Annotated in this window: 12 protein-coding genes; all 12 read right to left on the reverse strand. The window is 63.2% G+C overall.

Going from position 1 to position 17,091, the window contains the following annotated elements:
• Positions 1–156 precede the first annotated feature (156 nt).
• Positions 157–2,304: an NAD-dependent DNA ligase LigA gene (gene ligA, locus HQ843_RS21005; protein WP_180901363.1), complete on the reverse strand. Its 2,148-nt coding sequence runs from the start codon at positions 2,302–2,304 to the stop codon at positions 157–159.
• 312 nt (positions 2,305–2,616) lie between these two features.
• Entirely contained in the window at positions 2,617–3,459 is an 843-nt protein-coding gene (locus tag HQ843_RS21010; RefSeq protein ID WP_180901362.1) for an endonuclease/exonuclease/phosphatase family protein, read from the reverse strand.
• A gap of 40 nt (positions 3,460–3,499) precedes the next feature.
• Entirely contained in the window at positions 3,500–4,942 is a 1,443-nt protein-coding gene (locus tag HQ843_RS21015; protein ID WP_180901361.1) for a phospholipase D-like domain-containing protein, read from the reverse strand.
• Positions 4,943–5,173: 231 nt separating this feature from the next.
• Positions 5,174–6,841, reverse strand: a complete 1,668-nt coding sequence (gene recN / locus HQ843_RS21020; RefSeq protein ID WP_180901360.1) for a DNA repair protein RecN — start codon at positions 6,839–6,841, stop codon at positions 5,174–5,176.
• 29 nt (positions 6,842–6,870) lie between these two features.
• On the reverse strand, positions 6,871–7,731 hold the full coding sequence (locus HQ843_RS21025; protein ID WP_180901359.1) for an outer membrane protein assembly factor BamD: 861 nt from the start codon (positions 7,729–7,731) through the stop codon (positions 6,871–6,873).
• Positions 7,732–7,984: 253 nt separating this feature from the next.
• Positions 7,985–8,923 (reverse strand): UDP-3-O-acyl-N-acetylglucosamine deacetylase, encoded by a 939-nt coding sequence (lpxC, locus tag HQ843_RS21030; protein ID WP_246710184.1) that lies wholly within the window; start codon positions 8,921–8,923, stop codon positions 7,985–7,987.
• Positions 8,924–9,208: 285 nt separating this feature from the next.
• Positions 9,209–10,807, reverse strand: a complete 1,599-nt coding sequence (gene ftsZ / locus HQ843_RS21035) for a cell division protein FtsZ (RefSeq protein WP_180901358.1) — start codon at positions 10,805–10,807, stop codon at positions 9,209–9,211.
• A 57-nt stretch (positions 10,808–10,864) separates the two neighbouring features.
• Entirely contained in the window at positions 10,865–12,184 is a 1,320-nt protein-coding gene (ftsA, locus tag HQ843_RS21040; protein ID WP_180901357.1) for a cell division protein FtsA, read from the reverse strand.
• Positions 12,181–13,107 (reverse strand): cell division protein FtsQ/DivIB, encoded by a 927-nt coding sequence (locus HQ843_RS21045; protein ID WP_180901356.1) that lies wholly within the window; start codon positions 13,105–13,107, stop codon positions 12,181–12,183. Before HQ843_RS21045 ends, ftsA begins: the two co-directional genes overlap by 4 nt.
• Positions 13,095–14,018: a D-alanine--D-alanine ligase gene (locus tag HQ843_RS21050; RefSeq protein ID WP_180901355.1), complete on the reverse strand. Its 924-nt coding sequence runs from the start codon at positions 14,016–14,018 to the stop codon at positions 13,095–13,097. The genes HQ843_RS21045 and HQ843_RS21050 overlap by 13 nt, the downstream gene beginning before the upstream one ends.
• Before the next feature lie 559 nt (positions 14,019–14,577).
• Positions 14,578–15,978: a UDP-N-acetylmuramate--L-alanine ligase gene (gene murC, locus HQ843_RS21055; protein ID WP_180901354.1), complete on the reverse strand. Its 1,401-nt coding sequence runs from the start codon at positions 15,976–15,978 to the stop codon at positions 14,578–14,580.
• Entirely contained in the window at positions 15,978–17,090 is a 1,113-nt protein-coding gene (gene murG / locus HQ843_RS21060) for an undecaprenyldiphospho-muramoylpentapeptide beta-N-acetylglucosaminyltransferase (RefSeq protein WP_180901353.1), read from the reverse strand. Before murG ends, murC begins: the two co-directional genes overlap by 1 nt.
• Between the last annotated feature and the right edge of the window lies 1 nt (position 17,091).

A 17,091-nucleotide genomic window follows, 5' to 3' on the forward strand; every position in this document is an offset into this window, starting at 1 on the left:
AGGGGGAGTGAGGGTGAAGCAGCGTGTCAGTCTTGTGAGGGCTTCCGTATTGATAGACTCCCCCCTCACTGTCGCTGTCGCGACATCTCTCCCCTCCGGGGCGAGAAGATTGGGGGCTGTGCGGAGAAGCCAAATATACCGCCCGCCCAGAACGGATCATCCGCCGATCAGCGCCAGCCACTCATCCTCGTCCATGGTCTGAACGCCAAGCTCCTCGGCCTTCTTCAGCTTGGACCCGGCGCCGGGCCCGGCGACCACGATATCGGTCTTCTTCGAGACCGAGCCGGAGACCTTGGCGCCGAGGCTTTCCGCCCTGGCCTTGGCCTCATCCCGCGTCATTTTTTCGAGCGTGCCGGTGAACACAACGGTCTTGCCGGCGACCGGGCTCGACGTATCGATACGCTGCTGGTCGTCTTCCGGGGTCACTTCCTCCAGAAGACGGGCGATGACGTCGGTATTTTTCTCCTCGGCGAAGAACTCGGCAAGCGCCCGGGCGACGACGACGCCGATGCCGTCGATATTGTTGAGGTCGTCCCAGGCCTCGCCCGCCCCGCTCGCCGCCTCCCGCATCGCCTTTTCGAAGGACGCATAAGAGCCGTAGGAGCGCGCCAGAAGCTTTGCCGTGGTTTCCCCGACATGGCGGATGCCGAGCGCGAAGATGAAGCGGTTGAGCGCGATCTGGCGCCGCTCGTTGATCGACTGGTAGAGATTGGCGACCGAGGTCTTTCCGAAGCCGTTGAAATTTTCAAGTTTCGTCAGGGCGGCGGCCTGCCTCCGCTCCAGCGTGAAGATATCAGGCGCGGTGCGGATCGCGATCGCCGGGTCATCATGCTCGAAGAAAAAATCGACCTGCTTCACGCCGAGCCCCTCGATATCGAAGGCGTTGCGCGAGACGAAATGCTTCAGGTGCTCGACCGCCTGCGCCCGGCAGGAGAACCCGGCCGTGCAGCGCCGCACCGCGTCGAGCTTGCCGGTCTTCTCGTTGATATCGCGCACCGCATGAGCGCCGCAGACCGGGCATTGATCGGGAAATTGATAGGGTTCGGCATCATCGGGTCGCTTGTCGGCCACGATATCGACGATCTGGGGAATGACGTCGCCGGCGCGCTGGACGATGACATAGTCGCCGATCCGGATATCGCGCCCCTCGCGGATCAGTTCTCCATTGGAGCCCTTGCCGGCGATGTAGTCCTCGTTGTGAAGCGTCGCATTGGTCACCACCACGCCGCCGACCGTGATCGGCTCCAGCCGCGCGACCGGCGTCAGGGCCCCGGTGCGACCGACCTGGATATCGATGTTGAGAAGCCTTGTGATCGCCTGTTCGGCCGGGAATTTATGCGCCGTCGCCCAGCGCGGCGAGCGCGAGCGAAAGCCGAGCCTTGCCTGGAGGTCGAGCCGGTCGACCTTGTAGACGACGCCGTCGATATCGTAATCGAGATCGCCGCGTTGAACGCCGATCTCGCGGTAGTGATCGATGAGATCATCCACCGATGAAAGCCGCCGCATCAGCGGATTGACAGGAAAGCCCCATTTCTCGAACGTCTCGACCATGCCCATCTGGGTATCGGCCGGCATGTCCGACATTTCGCCCCATGCATAGGCGAAGAATTTCAGCTTGCGCCTCGCCGTCACCTTGGGGTCGAGCTGGCGCAGCGAGCCGGAGGCGGTGTTGCGCGGGTTGACATAGGTCGGCTTGCCGTCCTCGGCCAGCGCTGCGTTGAGCGCTGCAAAATCGCTCTTGGCCATATAGATTTCGCCGCGAACCTCGACGACAGCCGGCGCGCCCTTCGGTAACCGGTTCGGGATCTCGTCGATGGTGCGGACATTGGCGGTGACGTTCTCGCCTGTCGCCCCGTCGCCGCGCGTGGCCCCGGACACAAGCACGCTGTCCTCGTAGCGCAGCGACATCGACAGCCCGTCGATCTTCGGCTCGGCGGTAAAGGCGATCGAGCCGTCCGGCATCTGCCCCAGGAAGCGATAGACCGAGGCGATGAAATCCTGCACATCCTCGTCGGAGAACACATTGCCCAGCGAAAGCATCGGCACGGCATGAACCACCGGCGCAAACGCCTCCGACGGCGTCGATCCGACCCGGCGGGACGGGCTGTCGGCGCGAATCAGGTCGGGAAACCGCGCTTCCAGCGCATCATTGCGTTGCTTCAGCGCGTCATATTCGGCGTCGCTGATCTCCGGCGCATCCTTGCCGTGATAGGCAGCGTCGTGGCGGGCAATTTCCCCGGCGAGATGCGAAAGCTCCGCCTCAGCCTCATCGCGGGACAGTTCCTCGACCGGTTTCTTCGCCATGTCACACTCCTTCGCAGCTCCCCCGCTGAATTAGAGCGGTTTGCTCAGAAATGGAAGCCGGTTGATGGCGATGGCGCTGCCGCCTTCGATGAGCTTCGTTCGAAACCGGGCCTCGCAGCCCACAATCTCCCCCCTTGAGGGGGAGATGTCGCGAAAGCGACAGAGGGGGTATGGGCGTAAACCGCAGACGCCGTGCTCTCGGAGAGGGTTCACCCCTCTCTGCCCCTGTCGGGGCATCTCTCCCTCAAGGGGAGAGATTGAGGCTGATGGGCATAAGAATCAACTGAAAGCCCGGGCGGGCTGCGCGTTCGTTCACCCAGAAGCCCGCGCCACCGTCGTCGCATCGGGCTCACCGCTCAAGACCCCGGTATCGAGCAGCGCCGTCAGCGGCAGGTGGTCGGACGCGACGCGGGCGAGCAGCGAATCATGGGCGGCGAGGTCGGCCACCAGATTGTCGCGATTGGCGATGATGCGGTCGAGGGCCAGAACCGGCCAGCGCGCCGGAAAGCTCGCCCTGGCCGGCGGCAGCGCGCCGAAGCTGTCCTCGAACCGGCGCAGCGCCGAACCATTGCCGAGCCGCCACTCATTCATGTCGCCCATGATCAGCGTCGGCGTTTCCGCGCGATTGCCGAGCAGGCCGAGAATGTGATCGGCCTGCTGTCGGCGCGAGGCCCGGAACAGACCGAGATGAACGGCGACCACACGCAGAGTGATGCCGTTCTTGAGTTCGATTTCGGTCAGCAGCGCGCCGCGCGGCTCCAGTCCCGGCAGCTTCTCGCGGTGAATGTCGCGCACCGCGCCATCGCGGAACAACAGCACATTGCCGTGCCAGCCATGGGCGCGCACGCTCGCCTCCGCCGGCACGGCGACCAGCCCGGTCTCGGCCTCGATACGCTTGAGGTCCAGAAGCCCGGTGCGCTCACCGAAACGGGTGTCGGCCTCCTGAAGGGCGATCAGATCGGCGCCGATCTCGCGGATCACCTCGAAGGTGCGGTCGGGATCGAAACGGCCGTCGACGCCGACGCATTTATGGACATTGTAGGTCGCGACCCTGAGCCCCGCGCCTGCGATCGGCACGGCCTCGTCCGGGCGTTTTCCGTTTTCACGGAAGGAGCGCAGCAAGGCATTGGCAAGCGGAGATTTCATCGGGCTCATGTTTCACACGCAGTTCAATGACCATGAATATGGGCAGTTTTCAGAGATACGGCAATCCCAACCAGAAAATCCGGTCGCGGAGCCGGTAGGGGAACGGCCTGCTTTTCAGCTTCGCGATCGTCACCTCGGTGGAATTGGCCCGCGCGGCGCCGATGCGGGCCTGAAGCTCGGCGGCAAAGCCGGTGTCGAAGACTTCGAGATCGGTTTCGAAGTTCAGCCGCAGCGACCGCGAATCGAGATTGGACGAGCCGAGATAGGACCAGCGCCCATCGATCGTCATCAGCTTGGAATGGTTGAACGGCCCGTTGTCGCGCCAGATCCGGCAGCCGCCTTCCAGTATCTCCTCGAACTGCGCCGTCATGGCCTTGTCGACGAGCCCCAGATTGTTCTTGCCCGGCACGATGATATCGACGGCGACGCCGCGCTTTGCGGCTGTTGCCAGCGCGGACAGGAGGTCGCGATCGGGCAGGAAATAGGGCGACATGATCATCACGCTGTCTTGCGCCACCGAAAGCGCGCCGATGATCATGCTGTTGTTGTTGCCGAGATTGCGATCCGGTCCGGACGGCACGACGCGGGCGATCACGCCCTCATGGGTTTCCGGGGCGGAAACCTTCCAGGCCGGACCATCGAGCTTTTCACGGGTTTCGAAAAACCAGTCGGCGGCAGCCACGGTGAAATAGTCGCCCGCGGCCGCGCCGCGCAGCCTGAAATGGGTATCGTGGGCGGCGTTCGGGCCGGTAAAGGCCGCGCGGATATTCATGCCGCCGGCGAAAACCGTTTCGCCGTCGATCACCAGAATTTTGCGGTGGGTGCGCAGATTTGCATAGGGCAGCCGCATTTTCAAAAGCACGGCGCCGTTGAAGGTCGCGACCCGGATGCCGCGTTCGCGCAGAAGCGATGTGATGCGCGGGCGGGAATAGCGCGCGCCGATGGAATCGACGAGAATCCGCACCTCGACGCCGCGCTTGACCGCCGCATCGAGACTGTCGACAAACCGGCGGCCGATAGCGTCGGAATCGAAGATATAGGTTTCCATCAGGATCGAGCGCTCGGCCTTGTCGATCGCCTCCAGCATGGCGGCATAGGCCTCGTCGCCCGTTTCCAGCAGGTGAATGGCATTGCCTTCGGTCGCCGGCATGCCCGAGACGCGGTTGCCGAGGTTCCACATCGCCCCCATGCGCGAACCGAAGGCGGAGACGATCGCCGCACGCTCTACATGGTGCTCCTTCTCCTCATTGGCGACGGCGGCGGGCACATTGCCGCGCTTGTCGAGGATCGAGGCCCGGCGCATCCGGTTGATACCGGCAACCGCATAGATCGCGGCGCCCAGAAGCGGCGACAGCATGATCACGCCGACCCAGCCGATCGCGGCGCGCACCTCATCCTTGGTCATCGCGGCATGGATCGCCGCGGTCGCGCCGAGAAGGAAGGAAATCACCGCCAGAATATGCGGCCAGTAATGTTCCAGAAAAGTCTCCATCGACGGCAGTCCCCTTGTTCTGGAGCATCGCCCGATGCTCCAGATTCTTCATTTTGACGCGTCGGGTTAACGAAAAACCGGATTCCACTTTTTCGCCCGACGCTCGATATGCCGCCGGAAAATGGAGGCGATTATTCTGTCCGTCAACGTCGCCGCCCTCAATCGCCCCTTGAGGGGACATTGCCGGAAGCGGTTCCGCATTCGTCTTCATCCTATATCAGCAAACACCGATCAGCCATCGCCGGCCAGCAGTTTCGCCGCCGCCGCGCGCGCCTCCGCCGTAACCTTGGCGCCGGCCAGCATCCGGGCGATCTCCTCCTGGCGGGCTTCCGGACCGATCACCTCGACAAGGGTGCTGACGGTATCCTTGCCACGGTCGCCCTTGGATATCAGGAAATGTCCGCCGGCACGGGCGGCCACCTGCGGGGCATGGGTCACGGAAAGCACCTGGACATTCTCGGCCAGCCGCTTCAGTCGCTGGCCGATCGCGTCCGCCACCGCGCCGCCGACGCCGGTGTCGATCTCGTCGAAGACCAGGGTCGGCGCCGAGCCCTTGTCGGCAAGCGCGACCTTCAGCGCCAGCAGGAAACGCGAGAGTTCGCCGCCGGAGGCGACCTTCATGATCGGTCCCGCCCTGGTGCCCGGATTGGTCTGAACCTCGAAGGAGACGGTATCGATGCCTTCCGCGCCAGCCGCGTCGTCGTCGGCCGAGACCACGGCGGTAAAACGGGCCCGCTCCAGCTTCAGCGCCGGCAGTTCCGCCATCACGGCGGCGCTCAACTGCTCTCCAGCCACCATGCGGCGTGATGACAACGCGCGCGCGGCCGAAAAATAGGCGGATTCGGCGACCGTCACCGCCTCGGTCAGCGCCGCAAGCTTCGCCTCGCCGGCGTCGAGTTCATCCAGATCGGCGACCATGCGCTCGGCAAGGGCGGGAAGCTCGGTGACCGGCACGCTGTATTTGCGCGCGGCGCCCCGCAGCGCAAACAGCCGTTCCTCGGTGCGTTCCAGCTCTTTCGGATCGAAGGCGGCGCGATCGAGGGCGGCCTCGACCTCCATCTGCGCGCTGGAGAGCTTTTCAAGCGCTGCATCCAGCAGCTCGACCGTCTCCTCCAGAAGCCCCGGCGCCTCGTGCGACTTGCGTTCGAGCCGCCGCACCAGCGAGGCGATCATCGGAACCGGCGAGGCATTGCCGTTCAGAAATTCCAGCGCCTCGGCGATATCGCCGGCAATCCGCTCGGATTTCATCATATTCGCGCGCTTTTCGGCCAGCGCGTCTTCCTCGCCGTCGACCGGCGCAAGCTCCTGAAGCTCGTCCACGGAGGCGCGCAGATAATCCGCCTCGCGCATCGCCGCCTCGATATGGGCCCGGTGCTGCTTCAGCTTGCGCTCCGTGTCCTTCCAGCCGCGATAGAGGCCGGCCACAAACTCGGCATCGCCCGTCAGCCCGCCGAATGCATCGAGCAGGCGGCGGTGGCCATCGGTGTCGATCAGCGCGCGTTCGTCATGCTGTCCGTGGATTTCCACGAGCAGCCGGCCGGCCTGGCGCATCATCTGCACGCTCACAGACCGGTCGTTGATGAAGGCGCGGGTGCGGCCATCGGCGGATTGCATGCGCCGGAAGATCAGGTCGCCATCGTCATCGAGATCGTTTTCGCGCAGATGAAGCCGCGCCGGGTGATCCGTCGGCACATCGAACACCGCGATCACCTGCCCGGACTCCTGCCCGTGACGCACCAATGCGCCATCGCCGCGCGCGCCGAGCGCGAGCGAAAGGCTGTCGAGCAGAATGGATTTTCCCGCGCCGGTCTCACCGGTCAACACCGAAAGACCCGCGCCGAGGTCAAGCTCCAGCCGCTCGATCAAAACGATGTCCCGAATGGAAAGCTGGACGAGCATGTTGTTCGCGCCCTGGCGAATGCGCCGGTTTAGCTCGGCGTGGCGTCCGTAACAGCGGAGCCCCGGCCGGACGATTTGGGTTGAAGCCCCTTGGAATTCAGCAGCTTGTACGCACGTGCATACCACGGGCTGTCGGGATAGTTGTGGCCGAGCACCCAGGCCGCGTTCTGTGCCTCGGAGACGACGCCCATGGCATAATAGGCTTCCACCAGCCGCTCCAGCGCTTCCTCGATCTGGTTGGTATCGGAATATTCGTCAACCACCTGGTTGAAGCGGGAGATGGCGGCGACATAGTCCTTGCGCTCGAGATAGTAGCGGCCGACCTGCATGTCCTTGCCGGCAAGCTGGTCGCGGGCATAGCGGATCTTTGCGCGCGCATCGCCTGCGTAATCGGAATCGGGATAGTTGTCGATCACCTTCTGCATCGAGGCGATGGTCTGATCGGCAGCCGTCTGATCCTGGGTGACGTCGACGATCTCCTTGGAATAGGCAAGTCCGACCAGATACTGCGCATAGGCCGCGTCCTCCGAGTTCGGATAAAGCTGGACATAGCGGGTCCCGGACTTGACCGCCGCCTCATATTTGCGCGAGCGATACTGCAGATAGGTCTGCATCAGCAGCGCCTGACGGGCATAATCGGAAAGCGGGTTCTGGTCCTGGACCGACTTGAACTTGCGCAACGCCTCGCTCACCTTGCCGGCGTTGATATTGGCAAGCGCCTCGTCATAAACCTGCTGGGGCGGATCGGCCTCATACTGCAGCGTGGAGATGTCGACATCCTTGTCCCTGGAGCATCCGCCCAGAACGATACCTGCTCCGACAATTATCGCCAACGGCAGCGCTGCTGCGCGAAACGGCCCCTGTCTTTTCCGGTTCTGAGTATCCGACATTGCTTGTGCCCCAGTTGCGCGTCACACCGACGCATTTCTGTTTCAACCGACGTTTTACGCATATCCCGCTGCCAAGAGCAATCGCGCACGCGCGAAAAACGCACAAATTATTGGCGATTCAACAAGGCATTGATGAAGTGCGTCCGGGAAAGGCGAAGAGGTTCCGAAGGCCGGTAAAACATTGAAAACAAAAGGCGGACCGTCGCAATCCCGCGATCAGTCCGCCATAAATATGTGCTGTAGCCGACAAAACTCAGGAAGCAGGTCCCGCGGCCACGACGTCTTCCTGACGCAGCCGGAAGGGCAGCGCGCCGCGCGGCGAGACGATGACCGCAGCGCCCGGCGTTTCGAACAGCTTGCGCACGGCAGCCGCATTCAGCGCATGCCCGCCGCGATAGGAACGGAAGGCGCCGGCAAAACGCATGCCCATCATCGCCAGATCGCCGACGGCGTCGAGCGTCTTGTGACGGACGAATTCGTGCTCATAGCGCAGACCCTCGGCATTGATGACGCGGTCGTCATCGGCAATCACCACCGAGTTTTCAAGCGAGGAACCGAGCGCGAAACCCCGCGCCCACATCGGCTCGACGTCACGCATGAAGCCGAAGGTCCGCGCGCCGGACAGTTCCTTGCGGAAGGTCTCGGCGTTCATGTCGCCGACCCATTTCTGGCGACCGATGACCGGGGTGTCGAAGTCGATCTCGACGTCGAAACGGGTGCCGTCATAGGGCGAGAACTCGGCCCAGCCGGCGCCGCTTTCAACGCGCACCGTTTTCGCGACCTTGATATAGCTGCGCTGCTTCGAAAGCTTGACGATCCCGGCCTCGTCCAGCGCATCGACGAAAACCCGTGAACTGCCGTCCATGATCGGCATCTCGGCGCCGTCCACGGCAATCACGAGATTATCGATACCGAGCGCGTAAATCGCTGCCATCAGGTGTTCGATCGTGGCGATCCATTCACCCGGATGGGTGCCGAGCACGGTGCAAAGCGCCGTCGGGCCGACATTGTCCGACACGGCCTTGAAGCTGCTGATGCGCTTGCCGTTTTCGTAGCGTTCGAACAGGATTCCCTGATCGGCCTCGCCCGGCTGCAGGACGATCGTTGCCGGCTTGCCAGAATGCACGCCGATCCCCGAAATCCGCACGGAGTTCGAAATCGTCGTCTGCAATCCGAAAATACCTGTCGACATTATGATGTCCCTACTCAACTGAATTCCGACCCTGCCCTATCAATGCCCGATATTTGCTCCAGCTTGCGTCGCGAGCTGAAAATAGCGGCAGACGCATAGCGTCCGGCGAGTCGATGCCTTTGCATGTAGTTACGCATAGGCTCGCATGATTCCAAATCACTGTTTCTTTCGTAATGTTACGAAACACGTAAAAACCCGGCCGCGCGGGCGACCGGGTTCGATGGGCGAGAAGGTTTTCAAAAAGACGGTTACCGGTCCCCTAACAATCCGGGGACCGATGGAGCTTCAGTTCGCCTGGCGACGCAGGAAGGCGGGGATATCGAACTGATCGTCGTCCTGGCGGGCAGGCTGTGCCTCTGCGCGGCGCGGCGCGTAGGGGTTCTGCTGCGGCTGGGCAGGCTGCGCCGGCTCGCGACGAGCCACCGGCTCCTCGTGATGACCTTCGAAGCTTTCGTCGCCACGGCCGAGCGTGTTGGAGAGGCGCTTGAACAGGCCCTTCGGTCCACGCTCTTCGTGTTCCTGGCGACGGCTGGCGCTCATGTCGGACTGAACCACCGGCGGAAAGTCGCTGACTTCCGGCATGCGGCGCGGCTCGGCCATCTGCGGGCGCGGCTGCTGGGGGACAGGCTGCGGCGCAGGTTGACGCGGCGCTTCAGAGGCGAAGATCTGGCTCTTCGGCTGCATCCGCGGCGCTTCGGCGCGCGGCTGCGGCTTTGGCTGCTGCGGCTGATGGCTCATCGCCATCTGCAGCTCGCGTTCCATTTCAGCCTCGGCGGAACGGATCGTTTCGGCGATCGGGTCCTGGCGCGGCTGGGGGGCTGCGGGCTGGGCCGGCTGGCTCTGCGCTGTGGTGCTGCGGATTTCCGGCGCACGGGTCTCGCGGCGCGGTTCCGGCACATCGTCGTCGGCGTGGTTGACCGAACGGTCGATACCCGTGGCAACGACGGAGACGCGGATGATGCCTTCCAGTTCCTCGTCGAAAGTGGCGCCGAGGATGATGTTGGCGTCCGGATCGACTTCCTCGCGGATACGGGTTGCTGCCTCATCGACTTCGAACAGGGTCAGGTCGCGACCGCCGGTGATCGAGATGAGTAAGCCCTGCGCACCGCGCATCGAGGTTTCGTCGAGCAGCGGATTGGCGATCGCGGCTTCGGCGGCCTGCATGGCGCGGCCTTCGCCGGATGCCTCGCCGGTGCCCATCATGGCGCGGCCCATCTCGCGCATCACCGAACGGACGTCGGCGAAGTCGAGATTGATCAGGCCTTCCTTGACCATCAGATCGGTAATGCAGGCAACGCCCGAATAGAGCACCTGGTCGGCCATCGCGAAGGCGTCGGCGAAGGTGGTCTTGTCATTGGCGATCCGGAACAGGTTCTGGTTCGGAATGACGATCAGCGTATCGACCGACTTCTGAAGCTCCTCTATGCCGGCATCGGCGAGACGCATGCGCCGCTGACCTTCGAACTGGAACGGCTTGGTGACGACGCCAACGGTCAGGATGCCCTTGTTGCGGGCGGCCTGGGCAACGATCGGAGCGGCGCCCGTACCGGTGCCCCCGCCCATGCCGGCGGTGACGAAGCACATATGGGTGTTGTTGAGGTGATCGATGATCTCATCGATGCACTCCTCGGCGGCCGCGCGGCCGACTTCCGGCTGCGAGCCGGCGCCGAGACCTTCGGTGACGCCGACGCCGAGCTGGATAACCCGTTCGGCCTTGGTCATGGTCAGCGCCTGGGCATCCGTGTTGGCGACGACGAAATCGACGCCCTGAAGGCCCGCGGTGATCATGTTGTTGACGGCGTTGCCGCCGCCGCCGCCGACACCGAAAACGGTGATGCGCGGCTTCAGTTCAGTAATATCTGGCTTCTGCAGCGTGATAGTCATGAGTTTCGTTCCTTCTCGCTATGGCCGTACCGCCTAGCCGGCCAATCTCTGTGTTCGTTAAAAACTTTCCCTGAACCACTGGCCGACGCGCGCAAGGCGGCCGCCCCCCGACGACAGAAAGCCCCGCTGCTCACTGCCATAGGTTTCGCTTTCCGCAAGCTGCGGATAGATCAGAAGGCCCGCGGCCGTCGAAAACGACGGCCCCTTGGCCGGAAGCGGCAGACCGGAAACACCCATCGGACGACCGATGCGCACGTTCCTGCTCAAAATCCGCCGCGACAATTCGCTGAGGCCGATCAGCTGGCTCGCGCCGCCGGTCAGCACCACCCGCTTTCCGACAACGTTCGAAAAGCCCGAAAGCTGGATCCGGTCGCGGATCAGTTCCAGCGTTTCCTCGATCCGGGCCCGGACGATCTTCGAAAGCAGCGCCTTCGAAACCTGCCGGGGCTGGTCGTGGTCGTCCTCGCCGATGGAGGGGACCGCGATCATCTCGCGCTCGTCGGCACTCGAGGCAATGGTCGAGCCGTGCACGCATTTCAGCCGCTCGGCATCCTCCATCCGGGTCGAAAGGCCGCGGGCGAGATCGGTCGTCACATGATGGCCGCCAAGGCTCACCGCGTCGGTATGAACCAGCCGGCCTTCGGAAAACACCGAGATCGTCGTGGTGCCGGCGCCCATGTCGATCGCCGCGCAACCAAGCTCGACTTCGTCGTCGACGAGTGCGGCAAGGCCGCTCGCATAAGGGGTCGCCACCATGCGCTCGACCGAAAGGTGGGCGCGGTTGACGCAGAGTTCGAGATTGCGCAGCGCCAGCCGTTCCGCCGTCACCACATGCAGGTCGACGCCGAGCGTCTCGCCATACATGCCGAGCGGATCGCGAATGCCGCGCTCGCCGTCGAGCGTGAAGCCGGCGGGCAGCGAATGCAGCACCTGCCGTTCCTCGTTGATCGAGCGGCGGGAAACGGCGGACAGGACGCGGCGGAGATCGGAGGAGTCCACGTCCTGCCCGCCAAGGTCGATCGCGGCCGTATAGGTATCGCTGTGCAGGCGACCCGCCGAGACATTGACGATCAGGCTGTCGATGGTGATGCCGGCCATGCTTTCGGCCGCGTCCACCGCAAGCCGGATCACATGTTCGGCGGCATCCAGATTGACGATCACGCCGCTCTTGATGCCTTGCGAACGCTGATGGCCGATGCCGATGATCTCGATATTGTGGGTGCGGCCCGGCAGGATAAGGCTTTCCTCGCGCGGGGTAAGGCGCGCGATCATGCAGACGACCTTGGAGGAACCGACATCGAGAACGCTGACGATATGCGTCTTCTTGACCGAAAGCGGTTTGGAGCGGTTAAAGCCGGAAGAGCGGAACAGGGTCAAAGACGCCTCCCCTTGTTCTTGAATGTCTTCTGCAGCGCCTCCAGGGCAGCGTCGCGCCGCTCCATGGCAGTGGGCGTCAGCTGGATCGCGACCCGGTCATCGAGGCGAAGATCGACGGCTGCGATTTCGCGCTCCAGGATAGAACGATCGTTTTCCAGCGCGCGCAGCCGCACAATGGCCGCATCGCTGTCCTGTGCGGGCAGTTTGATGATCATGCCATTGTCGAGATAGAGGTCCCAGCGGCGCTCGTCGATGCGCTTGAATGCCCTGACGCGCTCGCCAAGCTCGGGCCACTCCTGCAGCAATTCCTCGACATCCTCTGCCGCGACATTGCCGCCCTGGCCAAGCACCAGCGGCAGGCGGCGGAACTTCGGCGCGCTCAGCGGACCGATGATATTGCCGTCGCGTTCGATCATCAGAAGCCGGCCGTCTTCCTGCTGCCAGAGCGCATAGGGATGCCGCTCCTTGAGCGTGATCTTGAGGGTCGAGGGATAGACCTTGCGGATATCGGCATCCGCCACCCATGGCAGGTTCAGAAGCTGGCCGCGGGCCGCCTGGATATCGACGCCCTGCAATGAATAGGCGCCTTCAAGGCCGAGGTTCTGCAAGACCACGATCTCCGAGGTCTCGCTATTGCCCGAAATCTGGATATCCTCGACGGCGAAACCGGAAAGCTGGAAGGCGGCGCGGCGCACGAGATCGCCCTTGCCGGCCACGACAATGCCGTTGGCGCCGACAACCGCGAAGAACACCAGGGCAACAGCGCTGCCGACATGTTTGGGAGCCGAGGTGCGGCCGGTGAATATCCCGGTCGTGGCGCGCACCAGACGCCGGAAAGGACGCGGCAATACGCCCGCGCGGCTGCCCGCAGCCATGCGGTCGCTCTCGCCGATATCATCCTTTCCAGTCTTCAACGCAAACACGAAGCGTCCTCCACCATCCAACGGAGAAAAGCACCAAAACTCATACCGGCTTCCGCCGCCATTTCAGGAACCAGGGAGGTGGGGGTCATGCCGGGCTGGGTATTGACTTCCAGCCAGACCAGCCCCTCCTCGCCCCTCTCCTCATCGAACCGGAAATCCGAACGGCTGACGCCGCGGCATCCCATGATCTGATGCGCCTGAACTGCCAATGATTGAATCTTTTGGTAAATATTCGGTTTAAGTTCCGCCGGCAGAATGTGTTTTGAGCCGCCAGGTTTGTATTTTGCGTCGAAATCGTAGAATTTCTGCCCGATCGGCACAATTTCGGTCACGCATAGCGGCTTGCCGTCGACCACGCCGCAGGTGAATTCGCGGCCGCGCACGAAGCGCTCGATCATCACGGTCTCGCCATAGGGCCACTCGGAGGATGTGATCGATTGCGGCGGCGCGCTCTGCCCCTCGTCGACGATGACCACCCCGAAAGAGGAGCCTTCATTGACCGGCTTGACCACATAGGGCGGCGTCATCGGATGGGTCTGGCCGATTTCGCTGCGCTGCATCAACCGGTCCTCGGCAACCGGAATGCCGCAGGCGGCCGCCACGCGCTTGGCCTGAACCTTGTTCATGGCAAGCGCCGACGCCAGAACGCCGGAATGGGTGTAGGGGATCTGCAGATATTCGAGAATACCCTGAATGGTGCCGTCCTCGCCGAAGGGTCCATGGAGCGCGTTGAAGGCGACATCGGGCCTCAGTTCGGCAAGCACGCTTGCGACATCGCGGGTGACGTCGACGCGGGTGACCCGGAAGCCCTCGGCCTCGAGCGCATCGGCGCAGGGGTTCCCCGAGGCAAGGCTTACCGGCCGCTCGGAGGAAAACCCGCCCATCAATACCGCTACATGCAAGGCACCCATGCCTGTCCCCATCTTTTCCGGCTATCACCGGAAAGCACACTCACAATGCCGCTTTTTTAAGGAAAGCGTCGTGTGACCATTAGTGACCGAGGATGGTTAATGAAGCGTTTACTTTGGTTAACCGATGCAAAAAAATCGATGCGATCAAACGGGTTAGCGGCGCGATGACAGCGTTGATCAACTGATTGGAAAAGGAGGGTTTTGCCGGGCGTTTCAGGGGAGTTTCGGAAGCAGGCAGGACACTAAAGCCAGGGTTTCAGCCCTTTTCCTTCACGCATCCGGCAGGTTCGAAACGGTGCGCACGAAAAAACGCCGGCGACAGGCGCCTCACATTGCTCGCGGCAAATGCTGCGACTGCGATGCGAGTCATACCTCCCCTCACGGGTCATGCTCGGGCTTGACCCGAGCATCCAGGCCACACGGAAAACGCCGCCTGGATCCTCGTGTCAAGCACGAGGATGACTCAGGGGATGGGGGCGGGCCAAATGCATAACGGCGAGGCGAAAAAGACAGAGTCCTCCGCAAGGCTCTGCCCTTTGCGGCCTCAAAAGGCCACAACTCACGCACCCGCCGAAAGCTCTCCCGGCAGGCGCGCGGCCCAGTTGGTGATGCTGCCGGCGCCGAGCAGGACGACGAAATCGCCGGGTCTGGCGATCGCCGCCACGTTATGCGCAAGGGTGGTCTCGTCGGCCAGATAATGCGCATCGCGATGGCCGGCGGACTTCATGCCGGTGACCAGCGTTTCGGCATTGTAACCCGCGCGCGGCTCCTCGCCGGCGGCATAGACCGGCGCGATGAACACGGTGTCGGCATCGTTGAAGCAGTTGGTGAAGTCCTCGAACAGGCTTTCGAGCCGGGAATAGCGGTGCGGCTGGTGAACCGCGATGATCCGCCCCTCACAGGCTTCCCGCGCGGCCCTCAGCACAGAGCGGATTTCGACCGGATGGTGGCCGTAATCATCGAAGATCTGAACGCCGTTCCAGTCGCCCACCAGCGTGAACCGGCGCTTGACCCCGCCGAATGCCGCCAGCCCCTTGCGGATATCGGCTTCGGAGATATGCAGCCGGTCTGCGACCGCGATCGCCGCCGTCGCATTGGAAACGTTGTGGCGGCCGGGCATCGGCAAAGTGAGATTTTCGAGTTTGACCGAGGGACGGCGGCGGCGGCGGATATCGACGTCGAAGGTCGTGCGCGTCCCCTCGTTGCGGATGTTGGAAAAGCGGACATCGGCCTGGCGGTTCTCGCCATAGGTCACGATCCGGCGATCCTCGATCTGGCCGACAAGCGTCTGCACTTCGGGATGATCGAGGCACATCACGCCGCAGCCATAAAACGGCACGTTCTCGACGAACTGCCGGAACGCCGCGCGAACGCCGTCAAACGTGCCGTAATGGTCGAGATGTTCGGGATCGATATTGGTGACGACCGCGATTTCGGCCGGCAGCTTCAGGAAGGTGCCGTCGGATTCGTCGGCCTCCACCACCATCCACTCGCCCTCACCCATGCGGGCATTGGTGCCATAGGCATTGATGATGCCGCCGTTGATGACGGTCGGATCGAGCCCGCCGGCCTCCAGCAGCGTCGCCACCATCGACGTGGTCGTGGTCTTGCCATGGGTGCCGCCGATCGCGATCGCATCGCGGAAGCGCATCAGTTCGGCGAGCATTTCGGCGCGGCGGACCACGGGCAGGTGTTTTTCGCGCGCCGCCACAAGCTCCGGATTGGTGCGCCTGATCGCCGAGGAGACGACAACCACTTCGGCATCGCCCAGATTTTCGGCCTTGTGGCCGATGAACACGGAAATGCCTTTCTCGCGCAGGCGCGCGACATTGGCGCTTTCGGCCTGGTCGGAGCCCTGCACCTTGTAGCCGAGATTGTTCAGCACTTCGGCGATACCGCTCATGCCGATGCCGCCGATGCCTACAAAATGGACGACGCCGATAGCCTCAGGCATTCTCATCAGTCAATTCCTTCAATGGTCTTGCCGGAAGCCAGCGCCTCGGCCATGTCGGCGAGTTTCTGCGTGGCGTCCGGGCGGCCGGCGGCGCGCGCGGCGCTGGCGGCGATTTCAAGTTTCTCAGGGTTCTCGATCGCGTCCTTCAGGATCGCGGCGAAACGCTCCGTCGTCAGTTCCGACTGGCGCACGACCTCGGCCCCGCCATTTTTCGAAACCAGCGCCGCGTTTGCAGCCTGATCATGGTCCAGCGCATGCGGATAAGGCACATAGATCGCCGGCCGGCCGATCACCGAAAGTTCCGATACGGTGGATGCCCCGGAGCGGCAGACCACGAGATGGGCGGCTGCAATCCGCTCGGCCATGTTGCCGAAGAACGGTGAGATGTCCGCAGGTACGCCAAGTTCGGCGAAGCGAGCGGTCACCGCCTCGACATCTTCCGGACGCGCCTGCTGGGTGACGTTCACGCATCGGCGAAGCTCTTCGGGCAGGGCACCCAGCGCATCCGGAACGGCCTCGGCAAAGAAATGCGCGCCCTGGCTGCCGCCGAAAACCAGCAGGTTGAACGCCGCATCGGGCGTCCGTTCCGGGTAGGCCGTTTCGGCGGCCTTCAGAACGGCGGGGCGCACCGGGTTTCCGGTTTCGAAGATCTTTGCCGCCAGCGGCTCGCCGTCACGCGTCAGAAACCCGCCGGCGATTGCGTTGACGCGGGGAGCGAGCATCTTGTTGGCCCGGCCCATCACTGCGTTCTGCTCATGCAGCATCGTTGGAATACCGACGCTCGCGGCGGCATAGAGCGGCGGAACGGTCGGATAGCCGCCAAAACCGATCACAGCGGCAGGGTGGTATTTTCCAAACAGCGACCGGGCCACGCGCGATCCTTTGAACAGCTTGTAGCCGGCGCGGATGATTGCCACCGGGTTCTTCGAGCCGATCGTCGCAGACGGCACGACATGGATCTGCTCCGCCGGAAACGTTCCGGCAAAGCGCTCCGCCCGACTGTCGGTGACGAGATGCACCTTGTGACCGCGGGCGATGAGTTCATGCGCCAGCGCCTCGGCGGGAAACAGATGTCCGCCGGTGCCTCCGGCCGCCAGGAAAAACAGTTTGCTGTCCATG

Source organism: Martelella sp. NC20, assembly GCF_013459645.1.
Taxonomy (GTDB): Bacteria; Pseudomonadota; Alphaproteobacteria; order Rhizobiales; family Rhizobiaceae; genus Martelella.

What these genes read in the sequence shown, in the direction of transcription:
- ligA (WP_180901363.1), bottom strand. Translation starts at nt 2,304, where the DNA reads ATGGCGAAGAAACCGGTCGAGGAACTGTCCCGCGATGAGGCTGAGGCG.
- HQ843_RS21010 (WP_180901362.1), bottom strand. Translation starts at nt 3,459, where the DNA reads ATGAGCCCGATGAAATCTCCGCTTGCCAATGCCTTGCTGCGCTCCTTC.
- HQ843_RS21015 (WP_180901361.1), bottom strand. Translation starts at nt 4,942, where the DNA reads ATGGAGACTTTTCTGGAACATTACTGGCCGCATATTCTGGCGGTGATT.
- recN (WP_180901360.1), bottom strand. Translation starts at nt 6,841, where the DNA reads ATGCTCGTCCAGCTTTCCATTCGGGACATCGTTTTGATCGAGCGGCTG.
- HQ843_RS21025 (WP_180901359.1), bottom strand. Translation starts at nt 7,731, where the DNA reads ATGTCGGATACTCAGAACCGGAAAAGACAGGGGCCGTTTCGCGCAGCA.
- lpxC (WP_246710184.1), bottom strand. Translation starts at nt 8,923, where the DNA reads ATGTCGACAGGTATTTTCGGATTGCAGACGACGATTTCGAACTCCGTG.
- ftsZ (WP_180901358.1), bottom strand. Translation starts at nt 10,807, where the DNA reads ATGACTATCACGCTGCAGAAGCCAGATATTACTGAACTGAAGCCGCGC.
- HQ843_RS21050 (WP_180901355.1), bottom strand. Translation starts at nt 14,018, where the DNA reads ATGGGTGCCTTGCATGTAGCGGTATTGATGGGCGGGTTTTCCTCCGAG.
- murC (WP_180901354.1), bottom strand. Translation starts at nt 15,978, where the DNA reads ATGAGAATGCCTGAGGCTATCGGCGTCGTCCATTTTGTAGGCATCGGC.
- murG (WP_180901353.1), bottom strand. Translation starts at nt 17,090, where the DNA reads ATGGACAGCAAACTGTTTTTCCTGGCGGCCGGAGGCACCGGCGGACAT.